This window comes from Streptococcus zalophi (assembly GCF_016481285.1).
In the GTDB taxonomy this organism is placed as follows: Bacteria; Bacillota; Bacilli; order Lactobacillales; family Streptococcaceae; genus Streptococcus; species Streptococcus zalophi.
The window spans coordinates 57,590-79,345 of the sequence record NZ_JAENBP010000006.1 but is presented as its reverse complement, the minus strand read 5'-3'; the positions used below and the strand labels follow the sequence as shown (position 1 = coordinate 79,345).

21 protein-coding genes are annotated in these 21,756 nt (G+C 35.3%); 7 read left to right on the top strand and 14 right to left on the bottom strand.

Annotated elements, in window-relative coordinates; genetic code table 11:
* Nucleotides 1-17: 17 nt before the first annotated feature.
* The 6 genes from JHK64_RS05685 to mutS all read right to left on the bottom strand — a co-directional run bounded on the left by JHK64_RS05685 (nt 18) and on the right by mutS (nt 7,809).
* A complete protein-coding gene (locus tag JHK64_RS05685) occupies nt 18-1,259 on the bottom strand; it encodes a competence/damage-inducible protein A (protein WP_199568036.1) in 1,242 nt (413 codons plus the stop codon).
* A 42-nt stretch (nt 1,260-1,301) separates the two neighbouring features.
* A complete protein-coding gene (locus JHK64_RS05680) occupies nt 1,302-1,868 on the bottom strand; it encodes a DNA-3-methyladenine glycosylase I (protein ID WP_199568035.1) in 567 nt (188 codons plus the stop codon).
* Nucleotides 1,869-1,877: 9 nt separating this feature from the next.
* Entirely contained in the window at nt 1,878-2,471 is a 594-nt protein-coding gene (gene ruvA / locus JHK64_RS05675) for a Holliday junction branch migration protein RuvA (RefSeq protein ID WP_199568034.1), read from the bottom strand.
* A gap of 12 nt (nt 2,472-2,483) precedes the next feature.
* The gene (mutL, locus tag JHK64_RS05670; protein WP_199568033.1) at nt 2,484-4,445 is read right to left on the bottom strand and encodes a DNA mismatch repair endonuclease MutL; all 1,962 of its coding nucleotides are present in this window, start codon (nt 4,443-4,445) and stop codon (nt 2,484-2,486) included.
* Nucleotides 4,446-4,511: 66 nt separating this feature from the next.
* Nucleotides 4,512-5,093 carry a TMEM175 family protein gene (locus JHK64_RS05665; RefSeq protein WP_199568032.1) on the bottom strand — a complete coding sequence of 194 codons (582 nt, stop codon included), beginning with the start codon at nt 5,091-5,093 and terminating at the stop codon, nt 4,512-4,514.
* Between the two features lie 181 nt (nt 5,094-5,274).
* On the bottom strand, nt 5,275-7,809 hold the full coding sequence (gene mutS / locus JHK64_RS05660) for a DNA mismatch repair protein MutS (RefSeq protein ID WP_199568031.1): 2,535 nt from the start codon (nt 7,807-7,809) through the stop codon (nt 5,275-5,277).
* 226 nt (nt 7,810-8,035) lie between these two features.
* On the opposite strand from mutS, the gene argS reads away from it, so the two are divergent.
* Nucleotides 8,036-9,724 carry an arginine--tRNA ligase gene (gene argS, locus JHK64_RS05655; protein WP_199568030.1) on the top strand — a complete coding sequence of 563 codons (1,689 nt, stop codon included), beginning with the start codon at nt 8,036-8,038 and terminating at the stop codon, nt 9,722-9,724.
* Nucleotides 9,725-9,760: 36 nt separating this feature from the next.
* Here the strand turns inward: argS and JHK64_RS05650 are convergent, their stop codons facing one another.
* The 4 genes from JHK64_RS05650 to hisS are packed head-to-tail and all read right to left on the bottom strand — an operon-like array spanning nt 9,761 to nt 14,650.
* Complete coding sequence (locus JHK64_RS05650) at nt 9,761-10,642, bottom strand: YitT family protein (protein WP_199568029.1); 882 nt, start codon at nt 10,640-10,642, stop codon at nt 9,761-9,763.
* Between the two features lie 24 nt (nt 10,643-10,666).
* Nucleotides 10,667-11,611 carry a YitT family protein gene (locus tag JHK64_RS05645; RefSeq protein WP_199568028.1) on the bottom strand — a complete coding sequence of 315 codons (945 nt, stop codon included), beginning with the start codon at nt 11,609-11,611 and terminating at the stop codon, nt 10,667-10,669.
* Nucleotides 11,604-13,352 (bottom strand): aspartate--tRNA ligase, encoded by a 1,749-nt coding sequence (aspS, locus tag JHK64_RS05640; protein WP_199568027.1) that lies wholly within the window; start codon nt 13,350-13,352, stop codon nt 11,604-11,606. The genes JHK64_RS05645 and aspS overlap by 8 nt, the downstream gene beginning before the upstream one ends.
* An 11-nt stretch (nt 13,353-13,363) precedes the next feature.
* Nucleotides 13,364-14,650 carry a histidine--tRNA ligase gene (hisS, locus tag JHK64_RS05635; RefSeq protein WP_199568026.1) on the bottom strand — a complete coding sequence of 429 codons (1,287 nt, stop codon included), beginning with the start codon at nt 14,648-14,650 and terminating at the stop codon, nt 13,364-13,366.
* 186 nt (nt 14,651-14,836) lie between these two features.
* On the opposite strand from hisS, the gene rpmF reads away from it, so the two are divergent.
* The 5 genes from rpmF to JHK64_RS05610 all read left to right on the top strand — a co-directional run bounded on the left by rpmF (nt 14,837) and on the right by JHK64_RS05610 (nt 18,078).
* Nucleotides 14,837-15,019, top strand: coding sequence for a 50S ribosomal protein L32 (gene rpmF / locus JHK64_RS05630; protein ID WP_018370480.1), 183 nt, complete (start codon nt 14,837-14,839; stop codon nt 15,017-15,019).
* 15 nt (nt 15,020-15,034) lie between these two features.
* Complete coding sequence (rpmG, locus tag JHK64_RS05625; RefSeq protein ID WP_018370479.1) at nt 15,035-15,184, top strand: 50S ribosomal protein L33; 150 nt, start codon at nt 15,035-15,037, stop codon at nt 15,182-15,184.
* 204 nt (nt 15,185-15,388) lie between these two features.
* Nucleotides 15,389-16,285 carry a DUF6414 family protein gene (locus JHK64_RS05620; RefSeq protein WP_199568025.1) on the top strand — a complete coding sequence of 299 codons (897 nt, stop codon included), beginning with the start codon at nt 15,389-15,391 and terminating at the stop codon, nt 16,283-16,285.
* 114 nt (nt 16,286-16,399) lie between these two features.
* Entirely contained in the window at nt 16,400-17,164 is a 765-nt protein-coding gene (locus JHK64_RS05615) for a class I SAM-dependent methyltransferase (protein WP_199568024.1), read from the top strand.
* 89 nt (nt 17,165-17,253) lie between these two features.
* Nucleotides 17,254-18,078 (top strand): ABC transporter ATPase, encoded by an 825-nt coding sequence (locus JHK64_RS05610; RefSeq protein ID WP_199568023.1) that lies wholly within the window; start codon nt 17,254-17,256, stop codon nt 18,076-18,078.
* A 62-nt stretch (nt 18,079-18,140) separates the two neighbouring features.
* On the opposite strand, the gene JHK64_RS05605 is transcribed toward JHK64_RS05610, so the two are convergent.
* On the bottom strand, nt 18,141-18,998 hold the full coding sequence (locus tag JHK64_RS05605) for a metallophosphoesterase family protein (protein WP_199568022.1): 858 nt from the start codon (nt 18,996-18,998) through the stop codon (nt 18,141-18,143).
* A gap of 247 nt (nt 18,999-19,245) precedes the next feature.
* Here JHK64_RS05605 and JHK64_RS05600 point away from each other — a divergent pair, with 247 nt between their 5' ends.
* A complete protein-coding gene (locus tag JHK64_RS05600) occupies nt 19,246-19,806 on the top strand; it encodes a GNAT family N-acetyltransferase (RefSeq protein WP_199568021.1) in 561 nt (186 codons plus the stop codon).
* Nucleotides 19,807-19,874: 68 nt separating this feature from the next.
* Here the strand turns inward: JHK64_RS05600 and JHK64_RS05595 are convergent, their stop codons facing one another.
* The 3 genes from JHK64_RS05595 to JHK64_RS05585 form a co-directional block, all read right to left on the bottom strand.
* The gene (locus JHK64_RS05595) at nt 19,875-20,087 is read right to left on the bottom strand and encodes a helix-turn-helix transcriptional regulator (RefSeq protein WP_199568020.1); all 213 of its coding nucleotides are present in this window, start codon (nt 20,085-20,087) and stop codon (nt 19,875-19,877) included.
* Between the two features lie 2 nt (nt 20,088-20,089).
* Nucleotides 20,090-20,674, bottom strand: coding sequence for a hypothetical protein (locus tag JHK64_RS05590; RefSeq protein WP_199568019.1), 585 nt, complete (start codon nt 20,672-20,674; stop codon nt 20,090-20,092).
* 143 nt (nt 20,675-20,817) lie between these two features.
* Entirely contained in the window at nt 20,818-21,684 is an 867-nt protein-coding gene (locus JHK64_RS05585) for a GNAT family N-acetyltransferase (protein WP_199568018.1), read from the bottom strand.
* Nucleotides 21,685-21,756: the final 72 nt, after the last annotated feature.

The following is a 21,756-nucleotide window of genomic DNA, read 5'->3' as shown; positions in this document are numbered from 1 at the left end:
TTCCATTATACTAAACTTTAGTGCTTTAATAAAGCTTGACGCACAATATTAAAAGCATGCATGGTTGCAATATGACGAATATCTGAGCGACTGCGCCCTCCTATCATTATTTTTTGAGAAAAGACGGAATCCTTAGTTGCTAAACCGATAAAGACGGTACCTACAGGTTGACCTTCCAAAGTATCTGGGCCAGCAACGCCTGTTAGTGAAACAGCAAAATCTGAATCAGTGAGACGTCGACTATTTTCTGCCATTTTTTCTGCTGTGAAAGCACTGACAACACCATTTTTCTTTAGTTCATCTAAGGGAATACCTAACATCCGTGATTTTTCTTCAAGGCTATAAGTGACAAAACCGCCTTTAAAAACAAAGGAACTACCAGAAAAGTCTGCAAGTTGCGATTGAAATAAGCCAGCTGTCAAACTTTCTGCCGCTGTCATTGTTTTTTTCTTCTGACGAAGACTTTCAAAAACAACTGCAGCCAATGAATTCTCATCACCATAACCATAATGATAAGTTTTGAGGTTAGAGGTGCTAAGAATCTCAGTTTCTAGGACATCCAATTTCTGTTTTGCTTCTTCTTGATTGTTGGCCTTAGTTGATAGTCTAAGAGTCACCTCCCCAACTTTTGCATAAGGTGCTATTGTTGGATCAGTTTGGTGTGTAATAATATCAGCCAACTCGGTTACTAAACGACTCTCACCAATACCAAAAAACCTCAAAACACGAGAATAAAGTTTGGTATCACTTTTTAATAGAGGCAATAAAAACTGATTAACCATTGGTTTTAATTCGCTAGGAGGTCCTGGTAAAACAACATAGGTGACGCCATCAACCTCAATCATACTACCTACTGCTAAACCTGTCGGATTTTGAATCGCTTTAGCCCCCTCAATAATCTGAGCTTGGCGATCATTGTTTGCTGTTCTTGAACTATTTGGTCGATTAGCAAAAAAAGCATCTAATTTGGTCATCGCTTCTTGATTGACAATTAAAGATTTTTTCAAAAATTTAGCTAGAACTTGCTTGGTTAAATCATCTTCTGTTGGTCCTAGGCCACCACATAAAACAATTAAATCGCTACGTTTTTTGGCGATAGATAAAACCGATAATAACCGCTCTTCATTATCCCCAACGGCTGTTTGAAAATAAACGTCAATACCATTTTCAGCAAATTTTTCCGATAAAAATTGGGCATTGGTATTAACAATCTGCCCAGTTAGAATTTCTGTACCAACAGCAATAATTTCAGCTTTCATGACGAGTTGCCTCACTCTCTTATTCGTAAACTATTATGGTTTTTACAACGTATGATTAGGATTAAAAGAACACTCCACTTCATGGTCATTGACAAGACCAGCTGCCTGCATGAAAGAATAAATCATGGTAGGTCCTATATATTTGAAGCCTCGTTTTTTCAATTCTTTAGCAATTTGTTCTGATAAAGCTGTTTGACTAGGAGCGTCCTTATAATGATTAATTTTATGGTTGATAGGGTGATGTTTGACAAAAGACCAAATATAGTTATCAAAAGAACCAAATTCTTTTTGAATCTGTAAAAATTGTTGAGCGTTATTTCTTGTCGCAAAGAGCTTTCCGCGATGTCTAATAATAGCTTCATCAGATAATAAGAACTCAAGCTCTTTATCAGTCATAGCGGCTACTTTAGCAATGTCATATTGTTTAAAAACGTGATTGAAGGCTTGTCTTTTGTGTAAGACGGTTAACCATGACACGCCAGATTGATAACTTTCTAGACAAAATAATTCAAAAAGAGCTTGTTCATCATGTAATGGTCGTCCCCACTCGGTATCATGGTACATCCTGTCTAAATCATCTTGTTTTTTTACCCAACCACAACGTTTCATAGTCATCTCCTATTTAATCAGCATTTTAAGTGACGCTTTAATATAGTCTTGTGTCGTCTCACTTGTTCCTTCAAAGAAGGCACGAATTTTTTTCAATTCGCTAGCTTTATAGCCAAGAGCATTAAGGGCTTCCATTGCTTCATCTAAAGCATGGTTAGTAGTTGTTCCTTTTGTATCTCTTTTTTCCTTGTTAGTTGTTGTGTTATCAACAAATTTTCCTGCTAAATCAAGAATCATTTGTTGGGCTGTTTTTTTACCAATTTTAGGGAATTTCATCAGATAAGTAATATCTTTGTTGTCAATGGCCGCGACTAAGCCTTCATTATCATCGGCTGCAATGATGGCTAAGGCAGACGTTGGTCCAATCCCTGTCACTGAAATAAGATTTAAGAAAATCGTTTTTTCTTCTTCACTGTGAAAGCCATAAAGGAGCTGAGCATCTTCTCGAACAACTTGGTAGAGATAAATTTTTATCGTCTGATTGACCTGATTTGAAAAGCTGTATGGATTTGCCACATGAATGATGTAGCCAATACCTGATACTTCAACCACAATGTATTTAGCGGTTATTTTTGAAAGGGTTCCTTTGATATATTCGTACATTATTTCTCTCTTCTAATATTTGCCTTGTTCTCTTAAACTTTTATGATTTTCTTGAATGCGACGGAACATTTTTTCCATGTCTGAATTGGTAAAACTCACTAAAACAGGTCGTCCATGAGGACAGTTGTATGGATTTTTGCACTGTGACAATTGATTGATGAGATGTCTCGCTGAGTAATCATCTAAAGTATGGTTGGCTTTGATGCTACGTTTACAACTCATCATAATGGCTAATTCAGCACGGTAAGTCTTGATTGAGACATGATTTGTCAACAACAACATATCACACATCTCATAGACGCCAGATTCAATTTCTTCTTCCTTAAACCAGATAGGATGTTCGCGTAAAATAAAGGTGTTTTCCCCATAAGGTTCCAAGTAAATACCGACTTGATTAAGAAGAGGCATTTTTTCTTGTAGATTAAGAAAATCATCTGTTGGAAACTCGAATAGGTAAGGCATTAACAACTGCTGTAAACCTGTGTTGACATCTGCTATTTTATCACGATAATATTCGTATTTGATTCTTTCTTGGGCAGCATGTTGATCAATGATATAAAGGCCTTCTTTGCCTTGAGCAAAGAGATAAGTACCATGCATCTGACCAAAATATTCTAATTCAGGAAAAACAGATGTCTCCTCATTTTCAAGATTATCTAAGAGGGATTTTAGTTTACCACTGTTTGTTACATCAATTTCAGGATGCTCACTATTAAAATCATGCCAATGAGTGCGATTAGCAAACTTAACAGATGGAGTTGCCTTGACAGAGTTGTCAAGTGAGTTGTCAACTTTATTTTCTTGTTGAGAAAACTGGTTTTCTTCTACATAGCTATCCTTTTCTTCACCAGGACGAACAAAGAAATCTTGTTTCTCATTATCATAATAGAAATTGGTTTGTTTTAAAGAAAGACTAGTTTGAACTGGTTTAGGAAAACCTCTTGTACTTGATTTTGCTAAATTTTCAAGCGCATCTGGAATCAAATCATGTTCTTGTAAACTCTCAAAGATAGCTGTCTTAATGAGAGACATCAAATCCCCTTCTTTAGAGATGCGAACTTCTTGTTTAGTCGGATGAACATTGACATCTGCTAAATAAGGATCTATTTGAATATCAATGACAGCAATTGGAAAACGACCAACCATTAATTTACTACCGTAGCCATCTATAATCGCTCTATTGAGTAAGAAATTTTTGATGTAGCGACCATTAATTAAAATGGTTATATAGTTACGATTTGCTCTTGTTAATTCAGGCAAACTAACATAGCCTGACACTTCAAAATCAAGATTGGAGGCTGAAATGGGCACCATTTTTTTAGCAGTGCTAACACCATAAATACCTGCAATAGCTTGATGTAAATCCCCGCTCCCAGCAGTTCTAATCAATTCTCTGCCATCACTAAATAAGACAAAGGATACTTCTGGATGAGCAAGACTCAAACGATTGACCATATTAACGATATGAGCTAGTTCCGCCTGCAAACTTTTCATATATTTTAATCTAGCCGGTGTATTGAAAAAAAGATTTTCAACAATAATCTTAGTCCCAACCGGTGTTGAAATTACTTCTTCTTGTTCAATTTGGCCACCATTAGCAATCAATAAGGTGCCACCTTCTTCAGAAGCTGTCGCTGTTTTAATAGTCATTAAACAAATTGATGCAATTGAAGGAAGAGCTTCACCTCGAAATCCCAATGTTCTAATCCGAAACAAATCAGACTGGCTTTTAATTTTACTTGTGGCGTGACGTTTGATACTTAAAGCCACATCTTCTTTAGAAATCCCTTCACCATTATCGGTGACTTGGATTTTTTTCAATCCTGACTCTTCGATTTCAATGGTAATTTGGCTACTTCCGGCATCAATAGCATTTTCTATCAGTTCTTTCACAACACTACTTGGACGTTCAATCACTTCACCAGCTGCTATTTGGTTGGCGAGTGTTTCTGGTAATTCGATAATTTTAGGCATAATACTCTTCACCTTTTCTAAGACGTTTGTCATTGTTATGTTATCAAGACAAGGTTATTCATTTGTCTATAACTCTTCTTCTAGGATTTTTGCCACTCGTTTATCTGGTATAAACCACATGAGTGCTGCTATAACAAAGATAATTTCAGAGCCCGTGGTAAAAAATGGACTCATTAAAATAGAGATAATATAGAGTAAAACAGTGAATTTTCCTTTTAAATCTTTCCCAATTATTTTTTTAAGTAGGGCACTTCTTTCACTATATCTAACAACCTGATGTTGTAAAAAGAAGTAAGAGAGAGCCGTCACCAATAAAATCAAACCATAAGTCATAACTGGCACATGACTGGAATAAAAACGACTAATCCATCCTGTTCCAAAGGGAATGAGAGACATAAAAAATAGCCATAGAGAATTTGCCCATAGGATTTTGGCATTGACTCTATTAGTACTTGATAATAACTGATGGTGATTGTTCCAATAAATAGCCACATAGGTAAAACTCAGAATATAAGAAGCTATATTAGGAATTAGTCTAAACACCGCTTGAAGTGAATCTATCTCGGGACTTTTTAAATCGATCACCATGACAGTAATGATAATCGCTAAAACGCCATCACTAAAAGCTTCTAATCTTGATTTTGTCATCACTTCAACCTCCTTTAATGATTTTGGTAGGGATGATTTTAGTCTTGTTGTTGTTTTTCTATTATACCACACAAAGAAAAGAAAGAAATTGAAAGACTTGGACTATCTAATGATAATCAATAAGTCACAAAACAAGAAAAGAGAACATTCTATTTTGTGACTTATCTTCATTATTCAGTTATTACCTCTTCAATGCCTTTTGTAAATCCAGCAATTCATTTAAGGCCTCTATTGGTGTCATATTCATCACATCAAGCGAGCTTAATCGTTCTAAAACAGTTTGTTGTTCTTCCTCGAAAAGAGTTAATGGTTTAGTTTGAGCGTTTATTGTTTTTTCAGTTGATACAGGCATAACAGCATGAGACTCAAACTGGGTCAAGAGAGTATCCGCCCGTTTGAGTAGTGTTATTGGTAAACCAGCTATTTTTGCCACATGAATCCCATAAGATTTATCAGCAGGACCTTCTGCAATCTTGTGTAAGAAAGTCACTTCACCATTTTGTTCTAACGTTGAGACATGAACATTAACAAGTTGTGTCAAGTTTGTTGACAGACTTGTCAACTCGTGATAGTGAGTCGCAAACATTGTTTTAGCGCCAATATGGTTATGAATGTGTTCAATAATGGCTTGGGCAAGAGCCATCCCATCATAAGTGGCTGTCCCTCTGCCTAACTCATCAAATAAAATAAGGGAATTTTTGCTCGCTCTTTTGATAGCATGGTTAGCCTCCATCATCTCCACCATAAAGGTTGACTGTCCTGAAATTAAATCGTCTGCTGCACCAATTCTAGTGAAAATGGCATCAAAAAGTGGAATGTCAGCCGATTGAGCGGCTACAAATGAACCCATCTGAGCCAAGACAATAGTTAAAGCGAGTTGTCTCATATAAGTTGACTTCCCACTCATATTTGGGCCAGTAATCAATTGGATATTTGTTGTGGCATCAAACACAATACTATTTGGAATATATTCTTGTGTTCCCATAACTTTTTCCACAACAGCATGTCGTCCTTGCTCAATTTGAATCTGGCCTGTTTGATTAAATGTCGGACGGACATAACGATTGTTTTCAGCTACTTGAGCTAAACTCTGCAAAACATCAACTGTGGCAATTTGCTTGGCTAGTTTTTGTAACCTAGTAATATACTTTTCCACTTGACTTCTCACGCGCATGAAAATATCATATTCTAACTGTGCAGAATAATCACGCGCTTCAAGCATTTCTCCTTCAATTTTAGCCAGTTCTGCTGTGCCAAAACGCTCAGAATTTTTTAGGGTTGCTTTTCTGAAAAAATAATCAGGAACAAGGCTAAGGTTGGAATTAGTCACATGGAAATAATAACCATCTTTTTTATTGTAATCAATTTTTAGCGTTGAAATACCTGTTGCTTGTTTTTCCTTAGCTTCAATATCAGCAATCCAGCTAGTTCCTTCACGCATGATTTTACGATAATGGTCTAGCCTATCATCAAATCCTGTTCTAATAATATTGCCTTCAGTGATGGTTGCAGAAGCATTGGTATCTATCGCTAAACGAATCAATTCTTCCAACTCTGACAAAGGATCCATCGCGTTGACAAGATCTTCTAAACTAGAATGAGAAAAACTTTCTAAAATGGCTTTAATGTAGGGAACTTGAGCCAGCGTGTGCCCTAGTTGGATTAAATCTTTCGGGTTAGCTTTCCCAAAAGAAACGCGACTGGCTAATCGTTCAATATCATAGACCCCTTTGAGACTTTCTGTCAAATCACTACGCTCAATAAATTGTTCTAGAAACACTTGAATAATGTCTTGTCTTCGAACAATCTTTTGTTGATTGATGAGTGGTCGATCAATCCATTGACGCAACAAACGCATTCCCATGGCTGTTTTTGTGTTGTCAAGCAACCAAAAAAGACTGCCATTTTTTTTATTAGTTCTAGCATTTTCTAACAAATCCAAACTACTTTTTGTGGTATAGGTCATCTGAAGGTAATCTTTAATCTCATAATGGACTAACTTTTGGAGATGACTCAATTCGCGCATTTGCGTTGTTTTAATATAGTAAAGTAATTTAGACGCTGCTGATACTTCTATTGGATTAAGGTCTACATTAAGTAAAGGGTGATTTTCTTCTTGCGGTTGATAAGAAACAATCACGTTCATTTTCTTTTCAAGAAGATCTTGATTCTCCTCATCAAGTTCATAACCTACCACCACTTCTTTGGCTTTTAGGTTCAAAATTTCACTGCAGACGCTTGAAAAATCAGGTAAAACGGTCGCATAAAATTCACCTGTCGATAAATCCATATAGGATAAGCCAAAAAGATTTTGGTTGGTGTCAATAGCAATCAGATAATTGTTATTAGCATCTGGTTTTGATGAGTCAACTGCTGTTCCTGGTGTCACCACTTGAACAACTTCTCTTTTAACCACTCCCACTGCTTGCTTTGGGTCCTCCATTTGTTCAGCAATAGCCACCTTATAACCCAAATCAATTAAAACATCAATATATTGTTGCGCTGAATGATAAGGAACCCCTGCCATTGGAATAGGATTTTCAGCATTTTTATTACGACTGGTTAAACTGATTTCAAGAATTTGAGCGGCTTTAACGGCATCATCATAAAATAGTTCATAAAAATCACCCATGCGAAAGAGTAAAAAGGCATCAGGGTAATTTTTTTTGATGTCGAGATACTGCTGCATCCCTGGAGAAATTTTTTCTTTTGTCATAATAAGTCCTCATCCATCTTCTAAACAAATACTATTATTAATATGTTTCATTTTATCATAAATCAAACGTGTCATAAACTGTTAAAATGAAATCTACTTATAAAACAAAGTTTAGCAGTTACAATTTAAAAAAAAAGATATTTTATAGCTAAAATAAAGATATACTTATCATCAGGCCTTTTTTATGTTAAAATATAAGAAACAATTAACAGTTTAGGAGTCAAAGATGGATACAAAACAACTTATTGCTAAAAAAATTACCGCTGTTGCTGATTTAGAGTTTGAAACAGTCCTCAACTTACTTGAAGTTCCCAAAAATTCGAACATGGGAGACCTTGCCTTTCCAGCTTTTTCTTTAGCTAAAGTATTAAGAAAAGCACCACAAATGATTGCTCAAGAAATCGTAGAGAAAATCGATAAAGACGGATTTGAAAAAGTAGAGGCTGTTGGCCCTTATATCAACTTTTTCTTAGATAAAGAAAAATTATCTCATCAGATTTTGATGAGTGTCATTGAAAAAGGTGATAATTACGGTCAACAACACATTGGTGAAAATAAAAATATTGTTATCGATATGTCAAGTCCAAACATTGCTAAGCCATTTTCAATTGGTCATTTACGCTCAACAGTTATTGGTGATGCCTTATCTAACATCTTCCAAAAAATGGGGTACAAAACAATTAAAGTTAACCATTTAGGAGACTGGGGCAAACAATTTGGAATGCTGATTGTCGCTTATAAAAAATGGGGTGACAAAGAAGCTGTTGAAAAAGACCCGATTAATGAGTTATTAAAACTCTATGTCCGTATCAACGCTGAAGTTAAAGACCATCCAGAGTTGGACGATGAAGCAAGAGATTGGTTCCTAAGGCTTGAAAACGGAGATGAAGAAGCGCTTGAGTTGTGGCAATGGTTCCGCGATGAAAGTCTAATTGAGTTTAACCGTATTTATGATTTGATGAAAGTTTCTTTTGACAGTTATAATGGTGAAGCATTTTATAATGATAAAATGCAAGAAATTCTTGACTTACTAGCTGAAAAGAATCTCTTACAAGAGTCTAAAGGCGCACAAGTCGTTAATTTGGAAAAATACGGCATTGAACATCCAGCACTCATTAAAAAATCAGATGGTGCCACACTCTACATCACTCGTGACTTAGCAGCTGCACTATACCGTCATCGTCATTACGATTTTGCTAAAGCTGTCTATGTTGTTGGTCAAGAACAAGCGTCTCACTTCAAACAATTAAAAGCCGTCTTATCTGAAATGTCTTATGACTGGAGTGATGATATTAGCCATGTTTCCTTTGGTCTTGTGACAAGTAACGGTACTAAGTTCTCAACACGTAAAGGAAATGTTATCCTACTTGAGCCGACTATTAATGAAGCTATCAATCGTGCATTGACACAAATTGAAGCTAAAAATCCTAACCTTGAAAATAAAGAAGATGTTGCCCAAGCAGTTGGTGTTGGAGCGATTAAATTCTATGATTTGAAAACTGACCGAACAAATGGTTATGATTTCAACTTAGAAACAATGGTATCGTTTGAAGGAGAAACTGGTCCTTATGTACAGTACGCTCATGCACGTATCCAATCAATCCTTAAAAAAGCCGACTTTACACCAAGTACTAACGGCGATTACAAGTTAAATGACTCTGATAGTTGGGAAATTGTGAAATTACTGCAAGATTTCCCACGCATTATTGCAAGAAGTTCTGATAACTTTGAACCATCAGTTATTGCCAAATTTGCCATCAACTTGGCACAAAGCTTTAATCGCTTCTATGCTCATACCCGCATTTTGGACGATAGCCCAGAGCGTGATAGTCGTTTGGCCCTATCTTATGCAACAGGAGTTGTATTAAAAGAAGCCCTTCGCTTACTAGGTGTTGAAGCACCAAATGAAATGTAACAACGAGAAAAACTTCAGTCAATGACTGAAGTTTTTTTATTTCTTGGGTAATTTTAACATTGGCCGGCGATTGACAATGAAATCTGGACTGACGACCTCTTCAATAGCCATAATGGAAATGAAGGCCCTAGGATCTATCTCTTCCATTACTTTTTTAACTTCCCGAATCTCTGTCGGTGACATGGCTACATAGATAACTTTTTTCTCATGTCCAGAATAAGCACCTTCTCCTTGAAGGTAGGTAACTCCTCTTCCGATATCTTCAATGATAAATTTTGCAATTTCAGCTGATTTATCAGAAATGATAAACATGCCACGAACCGAATACCCACCATTTTCAACCAGATGAACGACCTGACTAAACATAAAACTAGCAATTAAAGCATACATCATCCGTGGAACAGAAACATAGGTTAATGATAACAACATGACAAAAATATCAAAACCAAGAAGTGCTTGGCTGAGTTGGATACCAAACTTATCTTCGATAATCCTTGCAATAATATCTGAGCCACCTGTTGTTCCGCCGTAGCGAAAGACAATTCCGCTTCCAAGGCCTGCACCAATTCCTGCTATCAAGGAAATAACAAGATAATCATGTTGCAAATCAAGATTGAGTGGTATTTTTTGGAAGATATAAACAAACAAATACATGGTACTAATCCCATAAACGGTATAAGCCATTGCTCTCTTACCAAAAATATAAGCTCCCCACAAAACAAGTGGTAAATTCAGGAGATAACCTGAATAAGAAGGGTTAATATTAAACAAATGGTGAAAAACCAAGGTTAAACCAGCCAATCCCCCTTCAGCAATTTTGTTTTGCATGTTCAAATTAACAAAACCAAAAGCATAAATAGCAGTACCAAGGGTGATAAAGAAAAAATTTTTGGGATGAAAAACATATTTTTGTTTCATTTATTCTCCTATACTATAGTAAGATTATCGATCATCTTCTGTAAAACGACCAATGATGTGAACATTTTCTGCAACTGACACAAATGCTGTTGGATCGGTTTTTTGCATAATTGTTCTGAATTCATTGTACTCAGCACGTGAAATAATCGTTATGAGCACAGATTTTTTTTCGTGTTTATAAGTGCCTTCTGCTTCATTAATCGAAGTGACACCTCGATGAAGTTTTTTGTGAATCATTCGAATCACTTTTTCAGGTTTATCAGTAATAATCATCGCTTGCATTTTACGTTGTTTCGTAAAAACAGCATCTGTCACCCGGCTAGAAACAAAGATGGCAACCATAGAATAAAGGGCATATTGCCAACCAAAAAGAATTCCTGCAAATAGCATGATAAAACCATTCACAATCATGGAAATATTACCAACTTCTCTACCAGTTCTTTTTCTAATGGTGACACTAACAATATCTGTACCACCACTAGAAATATTGGCTCTAAAACCAAGACCTATACCAACCCCCATAAAAAGACCACCAAAAATAGCATTAACAAGAGGATCGGTTGTTAAAGTAATCTGTGGCATAAAATGCACAAAGAGCGAACTTAAAGTAACTGATATAAAAGTAAAAACAGTAAACTTTCTACCAATTCGATACCAAGCTAAGATAAGTAGGGGAACATTTAAAAAGTAATAGAAAAAAGCAATAGACAATCTCAATCCAGTTGTCCTAAATATGACGGCTGAAATGATTTGAGATAGACCTGTCACACCACTTGAATAGACGTGTCCAGGTTGGAAAAAGAAATTGACAGCAATACTAAACAATAAACCAGTTAGGACTGCTGCTGAAATCTTTTCTGCATATTTTTCTTTAGAAATACTTCTTAGTGTATTAAGAAGTCCTACTTTTTTTGCCCAACGATTAATAACAAATCTAATACGTTTGCTTAAAGGTGATTTTTTAATCATGTTTTTTTACTGTTAACGATAATTCTTCTAATTGTTTCTTAGAAACAATGCTTGGTGCTTGCGTCATTGGATCAATGGCGCGATTATTTTTTGGAAAGGCAATGACCTCTCTAATATTTTCTTTTCCGGCTAAAAGCATCACAAAGCGATCAAGCCCAAGAGCTAAACCACCGTGTGGTGGGAAACCATAATCCATGGCATCTAATAAGAAGCCAAATTGTTCATAGGCGTCTTCTGTCTTAAAGCCTAAAGCTTTCAACATTCTTTCTTGAATGTCTTTTTCATTAATCCGTAAACTACCGCCACCTAGTTCATAACCATTTAAAACAATGTCATAAGCAACAGCCTTCACTTTACTCAAGTCGCCTTCTAATTCAGCAACGGTTTCTTTTTGTGGTAAGGTAAAGGGATGGTGAGCACTGGTGTAACGTTCTTCTTCTTTTGACCATTCAAACATCGGCCAATCAACCACCCATAAAAAGTTGAATTGTGATTCATCAATGAGGTTGAGTTCTTTGGCAATACGTGTTCTAAGAGCCCCTAGTGTGTCATTCACAATAGCAAGATCATCTGCAACAAATAAAACCAAATCATTATTGGTCAACTGTAAAGTAACCGTCAACTTGTCTGTTATTTCTGTTAAAAATTTTGCAATTGGACCTGTCAAGTTGTTGTCAACATACTTCACCCATGCTAATCCCTTAGCGCCATACTGTTTAGCAATCTCTGTCAACTTGTCAATGTCTTTGCGCGAATAGTTGCTTGCAGCATCTTTAACCACAATGGCTTTAACACTTGGCGCTTCAGAAAATACCTTGAAATCTGTCATACGAACAAGTTCTGACACATCTTGTAGCAGCATATCATATCTTGTGTCTGGCTTATCACTACCGTATAAATTCATAGCATCGTCATAAGACATTCTTGGTAATGGTAGTGTAAGGTCAATGCCTTTAACTTCTTTCATCACCTTAGCAATCAAACCTTCAACAATGGTTTGAATTTCTTCCTCTGATAAAAATGAGGTTTCAAGGTCGACCTGTGTAAACTCAGGTTGACGGTCTCCTCTTAAATCTTCATCACGGAAACATTTAACAATCTGATAATAGCGATCAAAACCTGAGGCCATTAATAATTGCTTGGTGATTTGAGGACTTTGTGGCAGTGCATAGAAATGCCCTTCACTAATACGACTAGGAACGAGATAATCACGCGCACCTTCTGGCGTTGATTTTGAAAGCATTGGTGTTTCAACATCAATAAATTCAAGATTATCTAGATAGTTTCTCATGATATGAGTCACTTTGGCACGTAGTTTAAAGTTTTCTAACATGCTAGGGCGTCGTAAATCAAGATAGCGATAACGAAGGCGAATATCATCATTTACTTCGATGTGGTCTCTAATTTCAAAAGGTGTCGTTTTTGCCTTATTTAAAATATTTAAACCTGTCACATGAACTTCAATCTTACCTGTCGCTAGCTTGGGATTTTCTTGATCTCTTTTTTCAACCTTACCTACAACTTCAATAACATATTCATTTCTTAAACTATCAGCAATAGACATGATTTCTTGACTAGCAATCTCTGGATTGATTACTAGTTGAACAATCCCTTCACGGTCTCTAAGGTCAATAAAGATGAGGCCACCCAAATCTCTACGTCTATCTACCCATCCTTTTAGGACGACGTCACTTCCTGCATGTTCTAGTCGAACACGTCCTGCATACATTGATCGCTTCATAAATTTCTCCATTATTTTCCTTGTGTTAATTCTTTATAAATACTTGCAAAATTCTCTTCTAGTTCATTGAGAGCCACTTCTTTTTCCTGTCTCGTCTGATTATTTTTGACAACAACTTTGTTTGATGCTAATTCTGACTCACCTAAAGTGATAACTATTTTAGCATTAAACGTATCAGCTGACTTGAATTGTGCTTTAAGTTTTCTGTCGAGGTAGTCTCTTTCGACTGAAAAACCTTGTTTTCTCAGTGATTGAACAAGAGTGAGTGCCGCTTCGTTAACAACATCACCTAAAACAACGACATAAACGTCAAGAACATTTGTAACAGGAAGATTAACCCCTTGCTTTTCTAAAATCATGAGTAATCTTTCAACTCCAAGAGCAAAACCAAAACCAGGCGTTTCAGGTCCGTTGAAGTACTCAACCAATCCATCATAACGACCACCCGCACAGATTGTCAATTCTGTCTTATCGATAGTTGTGATAAATTCAAAAATCGTGTGATTATAATAATCTAACCCACGCACCATATTAGTGTCAATCACAAAAGGAATGTTGAGCGCCTTTAGTAGCTGACAAACAGTATCAAAGTGTTGTTGACTCTCTTCATCGAGATAATCAAGAATAGAAGGGGCACCCTCTACAACTTGCTTGTCGTCTTTTTCTTTGGAATCCAACACTCGAAGAGGATTTTCTTCTAATCGACGTTGGCTATCCTTTGAAAGCTTATCTCGTAAAGGGGTGAGATAATCAATCAAGGCCTGACGATAATTTTTTCGACTCTCAGGATTGCCTAAGCTATTTAGATGAAGTGTCACATCAGAAATCCCAAGAGTTTCAAACAGTTGATAAGCCATAGCAATCGTTTCAACATCCGTCGCGGGATTTTTTGAGCCAAATGCTTCTACTCCAATCTGATGAAACTCACGAAGGCGTCCTGCTTGAGGGCGTTCATAACGAAACATAGAACCCATGTAATATAGCTTCACTGGTTTTTGCACTTCGGGAGCAAATAATTTATTTTCTACATAAGAACGCACCACTGGAGCTGTTCCTTCTGGACGAAGAGTAATATGGCGATTTCCCTTATCGTAAAAATCATACATTTCTTTAGTGACGATGTCTGTCGTGTCACCAACCGAACGACTAATCACTTCGTAGTGTTCAAACAAAGGCGTTCTAATTTCTTCGTAACGATAATTTTGAAAGGTTTCACGTGACACCTTTTCAAGATATTGCCATTTGACTGAGTCTTTAGGCAAGATATCCTGTGTGCCTTTTGGTTTTTGTAATTTCATAAGAGTCCTCTTCCATGACGTATTCCTATCTATTTTAACATAAAAAGAAAGGTTTTTTAGGGATATTGATAGCTATTTTTAAAAAAAGTTGAAAAAAACTGTCAAGTAACTTTACTTTACAAAAAAGGTATGCTATTATAGTGAAGTTGATATAAAATCAAATATAAGTATTAAAAGGAGATAAACATGGCAGTACCAGCACGTCGCACCTCAAAAGCGAAAAAGAATAAACGTCGTACACACTATAAATTAGCAGCTCCAACTGTTAAATTTGATGAAACAACTGGAGATTACTCACGTTCTCACCGCGTATCACTTAAAGGATACTACAAAGGACGTCAAATCGCCAAAGCTGCTTCAGCAGAATAATAGGAGGGAGATCACATGCGCGTAAATATCACACTTGAACATAAAGAATCTGGTGAACGCTTGTACCTTACTTCAAAAAACAAACGTAACACACCAGACCGTATCAAATTGAAAAAATACTCACCAAAATTACGTAAACACGTTATTTTCACTGAGGTTAAATAATTGAATGAAAGAAAAGCCTATGGAATCAATGTTCCAAAGGCTTTTTTGTTTTATTTTTAGCTAAATAACTGAATTTTAACTGATTTTTGTTCCACTAATTTTAAAATCATATAAAGATTTCTTAAATTTTCTTAAGAACATTTTTCAGAAAACAAACTTGCATTTTTAAGGTATAATATATTATATCTTAGAAAGGAGTTAAAAATGAAGGATTTTATTTATTTAAATACTAAATTAATTAATTCAATGTTAGCTCAACTAGACCAAGGAATCATATTAAAAAATATCTCAGATAATACTCAATCACAATCTAATCAAGAAGAGGGAGGAACTGAGAAGTCTACTGAGGTAAATATAGGTGTTAATTTACCTCTAACCGCTAGTACGAGTCATGGTGAAACGGAGATTGATAAATATTCTGTTATTTATTCTACATCAAACACTCAATTAGTAGAAACTGCTTTTGATGACTATGCTTTTGAATTGTTGTGTAAAAAACTAGAAAAAAATATAAAAATAGATTCAAAGGTAGAAGAAGGAGACTTTATTCAAAGAACTGCAAAAATTACAACCTATGATTTTTCTAAACTTAAAGAATCAATTGATGTGAATTTCATCAAAAAATTAAATCCAGAAATTTTTAATAACTACGAGAATATAAAAAAAGAGCTAAAAAAAATTTCAAAAGTAAATGCTATAAAACATAAATCGAAAATTTCTGAATTAGAAAATAAACTTTCACAAACACTCCCGTATCTATTTGAACAAATAAATAGCTTTTCCACTTATATGAATACCTTATTCGATAATTCTAAAATAATAAAAATTGGAGATTCACTTAGTATTTGTGAAAACGATTATATTAGAATTACGCCTAGTTTATTATCAATTATGAATATGGGAAATAAACATGCAACTATATTAGGAACTGTTATTGCAAAAGTAAATGAGGAGCCAAAAATCGAATTACTAGCAAAGATGGAAGCCTCAACCATTCTATCAGATACCTCTAATTCATTTATGGATTTATCAATGCAAACCTTCAAAATAATAAAACCCAACGATTACTATGTAAGACCCATTGCTATTTATTTTGAGTAAAAGACATTAATCATAAAATTGAAAAAAAGCCTATGAAATTAATATTTAACAGGCTTTTTTGTTGCGTTTTTAATGATATAATAGACTTAAACAACTAACAGTTAGGAGACAACCATGACAAGAGAAGAATTATATCAAGAGTGGAAAAAAGAGGAAGAAATGGCTCACATCAAAGGCTGGGATTTTTCACATATCAGTGATCGCTATGCTGAAGAAGATGATTTACCTTGGGATTTTTCTCACGTCATTAAAAAATATTTAACGGATGACTTGAGTCTCTTAGACATGGAAACTGGCGGCGGTGAGTTTTTACTGTCATTAAAACATCCCTATCACAAAACTGCTGCTATTGAAGGCTATCCACCTAATGTTGACTATTGTAAAGAGGTTCTACTACCCTTAGGTATTGATTTTAAAGAGGCAGATGGCACAGATCCCTTACCATTTAAGGATGACAGTTTTGATGTGATCACTAATCGTCATGGGGATTATAGACCAACAGAACTAAAAAGAGTGTTAAAACAAGACGGTTATTTTATCACCCAACAAGTTGGGGCTAAAAATGATAGAGAACTGGTTGAATTACTGTTACCAGAACTTAAAGACTTACCTTATTCGAATCATTTTTTAAAATTTAGAGAAAAAGAATTAATAGCAAATGGCTTTGACATTCTGGAAAGTGGTGAAGTCTATCAACCAATACGTTTCTTTGATATTGGTGCCTTAGTTTGGTTTGCAAGAATCATCGAATGGGAATTTGTTGGCTTTTCTGTGGATAAACATTTTGATCATTTATTAAAAGCACAAGAAATGATTGATAGAGATGGCTTTGTGGAAGGTCGTATCCACCGTTTTTATTTGGTGGCAAAAAAGAAATAGATATAGATATACAATATTTTCTTGAAGTTGTTGCATTTTTATATAATCTTATGTAAAATGTATATTAAAATAAGATTAGGAGAATAAAGATGCCCACTAATTCTGATAATGGTTATGAGATTTTAATCCAGACAATCACTGCTGCAAGTCGACTACCTTTTGTAAAAGTTGATAGAGATGAATTCCTTAAGAATGAATTTAAAAATGATAAATATCTAAAAATTATCTTAGAAAAAGGTCCACAAGCTGTCTACTCTCCAAAAGCTTTAAAGAAAAGAGCATATCGTATTGTTGATAAAACGACCAAATCAACATCAACAGTTTCATTTCTTAGTGGTTTACCATCTAATCCACTAACATCAACTATTGCTGCTGGTGCTGACATCAGTCAATATTTTGGTTTTGCTCTTAATTTATCACAACAAATCGCTTATTTATTTGGTGAAGAAAATTTATTTTCTGAAGATGAAAAAGAGCTTCCTGAAGAAATTAAAATTAGAATAATAGCCTATTTAGGCGCCATGTTTGGTGCAACAGGTTCAACGAAACTCATCACTAAAGTTTCTGAAATGGCCGGAAAAAATGTAGGGAAAAAAGTGGCTCAACAAGCATTAACAAAGACTGCATGGTATCCTTTAGTTAAAAGAGTTGGAAGTGTTTTAGGAGCAAAAATAACCAAAAAAACGGTTGAATCAGTAATTTCTAAAAGTATTCCAATCATTGGAGGTGTTATTTCTGGAAGTATCACCTATGTAACATTTAAACCAATGGGAGAGAGACTAACAGATACATTTGTTTCTTATTTAAATGGTGAGTTTGATAAAGAGGAAACAGAATTCGAACTGAATGAAGAATTTGCACAAGAGATAGAAAATAAACCTATTATTGATGCTGAATTTATTGAAAATAATTAAATAACAACCCTAGAAATAACTTTTTCTAGGGTTTTATTGTTTCAAGGGTGTTTTGTCTACTCTTATCTTTTTAGCTGATGTTTTCTATCTTTAAGCCATTTGTCAACGTCTTCTTTGTAATGATAATCATCAATAATCTTTTGTAGATAAGGACGGTCTTTGTCCTTGTTGACGCCTGTGTTTAACAGTTCCTGATATAATTCTAAAAAAGGAAGGTGAGCCGTTTCTGCAGATGAGAGCTCTTGTTCTTTATTATAATTAACCTTTCTAAAAAGAATATCAGAGTAGCCTTGTTCATCGATGGTCAGTATGGCATACTGCGCTCGCAAATCATTTCTCAATTCTTTTCTTGGGTAATAAGGTTGTCCAATGCTACCTGGATTGATGATGATTTGGTTTTTGCTGCTATATCTTAAAAGAGGTTGATGGACATGCGCAAAAATAGCGATGTCATCTTGATGAGATAAAAATAAATCATCAAACGCTTTCGTACTATTGGTCACCATTAACTCTCTGCCCCAATTTTTGGTTGGTAAATGGTGAGAGATAGAAATTCTTAAACCATTAATCGTTTTTTGAACGTTTAGTGGCATCTCTCGTATATCCTTGATGCGTTGAGGGGGTAATTTGTTTTCCAAATATTGCGCCAATCTTGATAGATAAATTTCGTCGGTAGAGTTGGTTGTATACTCTCCATCAAGAGCTTCTATCAAACAATCATCCCAGTTGCCTCTAATCTTGACTGTTACTGGTAATTGGTCTAACAGAGCTAAAATATTTTCTCCACCCGGACCAGGCATTAAAATATCTCCTAATAACCAATAGTCTGTCACTTTATTTTTCTTGGCATCTTCAATCACAGCTTTTAAAGCCTCATAATTACCGTGGATATCCGCTAGTAATGCAATTTTAAATATCATCTGTTTTCTCCATTATTATTATTTTCTCAATTATTGCTACTTTTAGCAAGTAAAATTAACCTCTAACGACTTCTTCAAACACTTTTAAAGAGAGAATCTTGTACGATAACCACAAAAGATGATACAATAAAACAACAATCAAAAAGGAGGATAGGTCTATGATATTAAGCAAACAAAAAACGCCAATTTGTGAGGATGGCGTTAAAAATTAGTCTCACAAAATCTGATATCGGAGTGTGACGAAGACATGACCATTGATTTTTACTTGGAGACAAAACGATTAATCATTAGACCTTTACAGGTTTCTGACTATCCCTCTTGGTTTGAAGGTTTCTCAAACCGTCTACCCTCTCAGCATGCATTTGATGAGGGACTTTTAGAGATGTCGATAGCGACATCAGAGTGGTTTAGCCAGTTGGTAGATCACCACCATCAGCTATGGCAAAAGGACGACACTTACATTCTTGCCATTTTTGATAAGAATAATCGTCATTTAGGAATGATTAATATTGCTACTTTGGCGCGTGCCAATTTCAATTGGGGAGAACTAGGCTATGCAGTGCATAATTACCTTTGGCGTCAAGGCATTGCTTATGAAGCCCTTTCTAATCTACTGCCTCATCTTGAAGACCACTTCAACTTTCATCGAATAGAAGCTCATATTAACCCAACAAATCACCCATCACAACAATTAATCCAAAAATTGGATTTTCGCTTTGAAGTGACCAGAGAAAAATTCAGCTTTGAAAATGGCAAATGGACTGATAAAGATATCTTCTTTCTCAACTTGCATGACAAAGAACTATAGAGAAACCCCCAAAGGAAAGAAAAATTCCTTTGGGGGTTTTTTCAAATAATAACTCTCTTAACTATTTATCAATCTTTCAACTGAAAAAGATGTTCAATCGTCGTATCAAAAACACGCGCAATTTTTAACGCCATTTCTAAAGAAGGGTTGTAGCGATTATTTTCAAGATGAATAATCGTTTCTCGTCTGACACCAACCAGATCAGCCAATTCTTGCTGAGTCATACCAACTGATTCTCTAACGGCTTTTAAATTAGTCCTAATCTGACTTTCTTTCGCCATTTTTATCCCCACTTTTCAAAGAAGAAAAAGATAGCAGCAAATAGTAGCACAAGTAAACCAACAAGTACAAAAAGATAGCCAGAAAAAACAGTGATAGAGCCTGTTAAAGCAAGAACCATAGCTAGAGTAAATAGAACAATTAGACTAATCACAAACATGATAGTTGCGGTTTTGGCTAAATTGCTGATAAAACGCTCATCTGGTTTCTCTTTGGTCTTTTTAAAGACAAAAAAGAGTAAAAAAACAAACTGTACCAGAAGTCCTAATCCTAAAAAAATTTCTTTAACATAATGTGTACCGATACTTGGTGTTGAGGCCCAAACACCAATAGTGTAGATAATGGTTGACAGTATCACCAAAATAGAATGTAATTTTTCAGCAATGCCAAACTCTCTTTTTCGACCAACATCATTTGACGTCATCATGAGAATCGTTGCGATGGAAACCCCTTCACCGATACTTATTATCCCAACAATCAACCACTTCGTAAGCCAACTTAACGCATTTTGACCAAAAAAGATTTGATAATCAATCACTAAAAAAATAATGAGCATGATTAAAATAAGGGCGGTTTTAAATTTTTTCATATTGCTTCTTTCTATCTTGTCATCAATAGTTAGTTTTGATGTTATAAATATATCACATAGATAGAGTTAAAACAAGTTTTTTTCTGTTAGTTAAAGTATAAAAGAGCTCACTTGATGAGCTCTTTTATAGTTGTAACATTTAATTAGTCTCGTTTCTCTCTCAAATAAACAATTTGCGTTTGATAGGTAAAGCCTAGTTTTTCATAGAGTCTTCTTGCGCCAACATTATCATCATCTACAGCAATTTGGAAAGAGTTTGCACCTTTTTGAATCAAGTCGTTAATCATCATCTTAACCAAGTAAGAACCAATACCTTTTCCTCGGTAGGCTTCTATGACAGCTAAGCCATAAAGATAGTAATCCTCAGAACTGATATTCACCGTACACGAGGCAAGAACCTTGTTCTCTTCTGAAAGGATATAAAGTAGGCTATCTTTATCATCATTTGCTTCTGTGACGTACTGATAGTGAACCTCTCTAGTCTCATCATCAAAAGCAGACATTTTGACAGCCACAATCGCATCAACATCACTAAGAGCTGCTTGTTTAACCTGCCATTCTTCCCTTGGTGTTACATCAAAAGGGTCACTGTTTCGTCCAAGTAAATTTTCTGTGTCTTCCAGTCGGTGTAACTGCAAATTGGTGAGAAAATCAGGATTTGAAGTCAAAAATTGGTCTTCTGTGATAAAAAGAGGTGGATCTAACTGATAGTTCTTTGTTTCTTTTTTAAACGTATCATACAAAACTGTTGCATAGCCTTGTCTTCTATGATCTGGATCCACCAAAACACTAAGCTCTGCCTCTTTACTATCAGCATAAACACCAAGAAAAGCAATTAATTTTTCTTTTTCATATCCTAAAAAGAAGCTCGGTAATTGGCTGTCAAAATTTAACATATTTGACAAGTAAGGTTCCTTAAAAGTCTTATCATAGGCTTGGCATTTTTTAATCAGGGTTTTGACGTCTTTTAATTCTTGGTCATTTAAGACTGTTCTAATCACTTGTTTCATCTGTTTCTCCTTGTTCTAGCTAGAAAGGTCTTCATTTCCATTTTCTACTAGCTTTCTTATGAGGATTATCGT

What these genes read in the sequence shown, in the direction of transcription:
- JHK64_RS05685 (WP_199568036.1), bottom strand. Translation starts at nt 1,259, where the DNA reads ATGAAAGCTGAAATTATTGCTGTTGGTACAGAAATTCTAACTGGGCAG.
- JHK64_RS05680 (WP_199568035.1), bottom strand. Translation starts at nt 1,868, where the DNA reads ATGAAACGTTGTGGTTGGGTAAAAAAACAAGATGATTTAGACAGGATG.
- ruvA (WP_199568034.1), bottom strand. Translation starts at nt 2,471, where the DNA reads ATGTACGAATATATCAAAGGAACCCTTTCAAAAATAACCGCTAAATAC.
- mutL (WP_199568033.1), bottom strand. Translation starts at nt 4,445, where the DNA reads ATGCCTAAAATTATCGAATTACCAGAAACACTCGCCAACCAAATAGCA.
- JHK64_RS05665 (WP_199568032.1), bottom strand. Translation starts at nt 5,093, where the DNA reads ATGACAAAATCAAGATTAGAAGCTTTTAGTGATGGCGTTTTAGCGATT.
- mutS (WP_199568031.1), bottom strand. Translation starts at nt 7,809, where the DNA reads ATGACAAAAGAAAAAATTTCTCCAGGGATGCAGCAGTATCTCGACATC.
- argS (WP_199568030.1), top strand. Translation starts at nt 8,036, where the DNA reads ATGGATACAAAACAACTTATTGCTAAAAAAATTACCGCTGTTGCTGAT.
- JHK64_RS05650 (WP_199568029.1), bottom strand. Translation starts at nt 10,642, where the DNA reads ATGAAACAAAAATATGTTTTTCATCCCAAAAATTTTTTCTTTATCACC.
- JHK64_RS05645 (WP_199568028.1), bottom strand. Translation starts at nt 11,611, where the DNA reads ATGATTAAAAAATCACCTTTAAGCAAACGTATTAGATTTGTTATTAAT.
- aspS (WP_199568027.1), bottom strand. Translation starts at nt 13,352, where the DNA reads ATGAAGCGATCAATGTATGCAGGACGTGTTCGACTAGAACATGCAGGA.
- hisS (WP_199568026.1), bottom strand. Translation starts at nt 14,650, where the DNA reads ATGAAATTACAAAAACCAAAAGGCACACAGGATATCTTGCCTAAAGAC.
- rpmF (WP_018370480.1), top strand. Translation starts at nt 14,837, where the DNA reads ATGGCAGTACCAGCACGTCGCACCTCAAAAGCGAAAAAGAATAAACGT.
- rpmG (WP_018370479.1), top strand. Translation starts at nt 15,035, where the DNA reads ATGCGCGTAAATATCACACTTGAACATAAAGAATCTGGTGAACGCTTG.
- JHK64_RS05620 (WP_199568025.1), top strand. Translation starts at nt 15,389, where the DNA reads ATGAAGGATTTTATTTATTTAAATACTAAATTAATTAATTCAATGTTA.
- JHK64_RS05615 (WP_199568024.1), top strand. Translation starts at nt 16,400, where the DNA reads ATGACAAGAGAAGAATTATATCAAGAGTGGAAAAAAGAGGAAGAAATG.
- JHK64_RS05610 (WP_199568023.1), top strand. Translation starts at nt 17,254, where the DNA reads ATGCCCACTAATTCTGATAATGGTTATGAGATTTTAATCCAGACAATC.
- JHK64_RS05605 (WP_199568022.1), bottom strand. Translation starts at nt 18,998, where the DNA reads ATGATATTTAAAATTGCATTACTAGCGGATATCCACGGTAATTATGAG.
- JHK64_RS05600 (WP_199568021.1), top strand. Translation starts at nt 19,246, where the DNA reads ATGACCATTGATTTTTACTTGGAGACAAAACGATTAATCATTAGACCT.
- JHK64_RS05595 (WP_199568020.1), bottom strand. Translation starts at nt 20,087, where the DNA reads ATGGCGAAAGAAAGTCAGATTAGGACTAATTTAAAAGCCGTTAGAGAA.
- JHK64_RS05590 (WP_199568019.1), bottom strand. Translation starts at nt 20,674, where the DNA reads ATGAAAAAATTTAAAACCGCCCTTATTTTAATCATGCTCATTATTTTT.
- JHK64_RS05585 (WP_199568018.1), bottom strand. Translation starts at nt 21,684, where the DNA reads ATGAAACAAGTGATTAGAACAGTCTTAAATGACCAAGAATTAAAAGAC.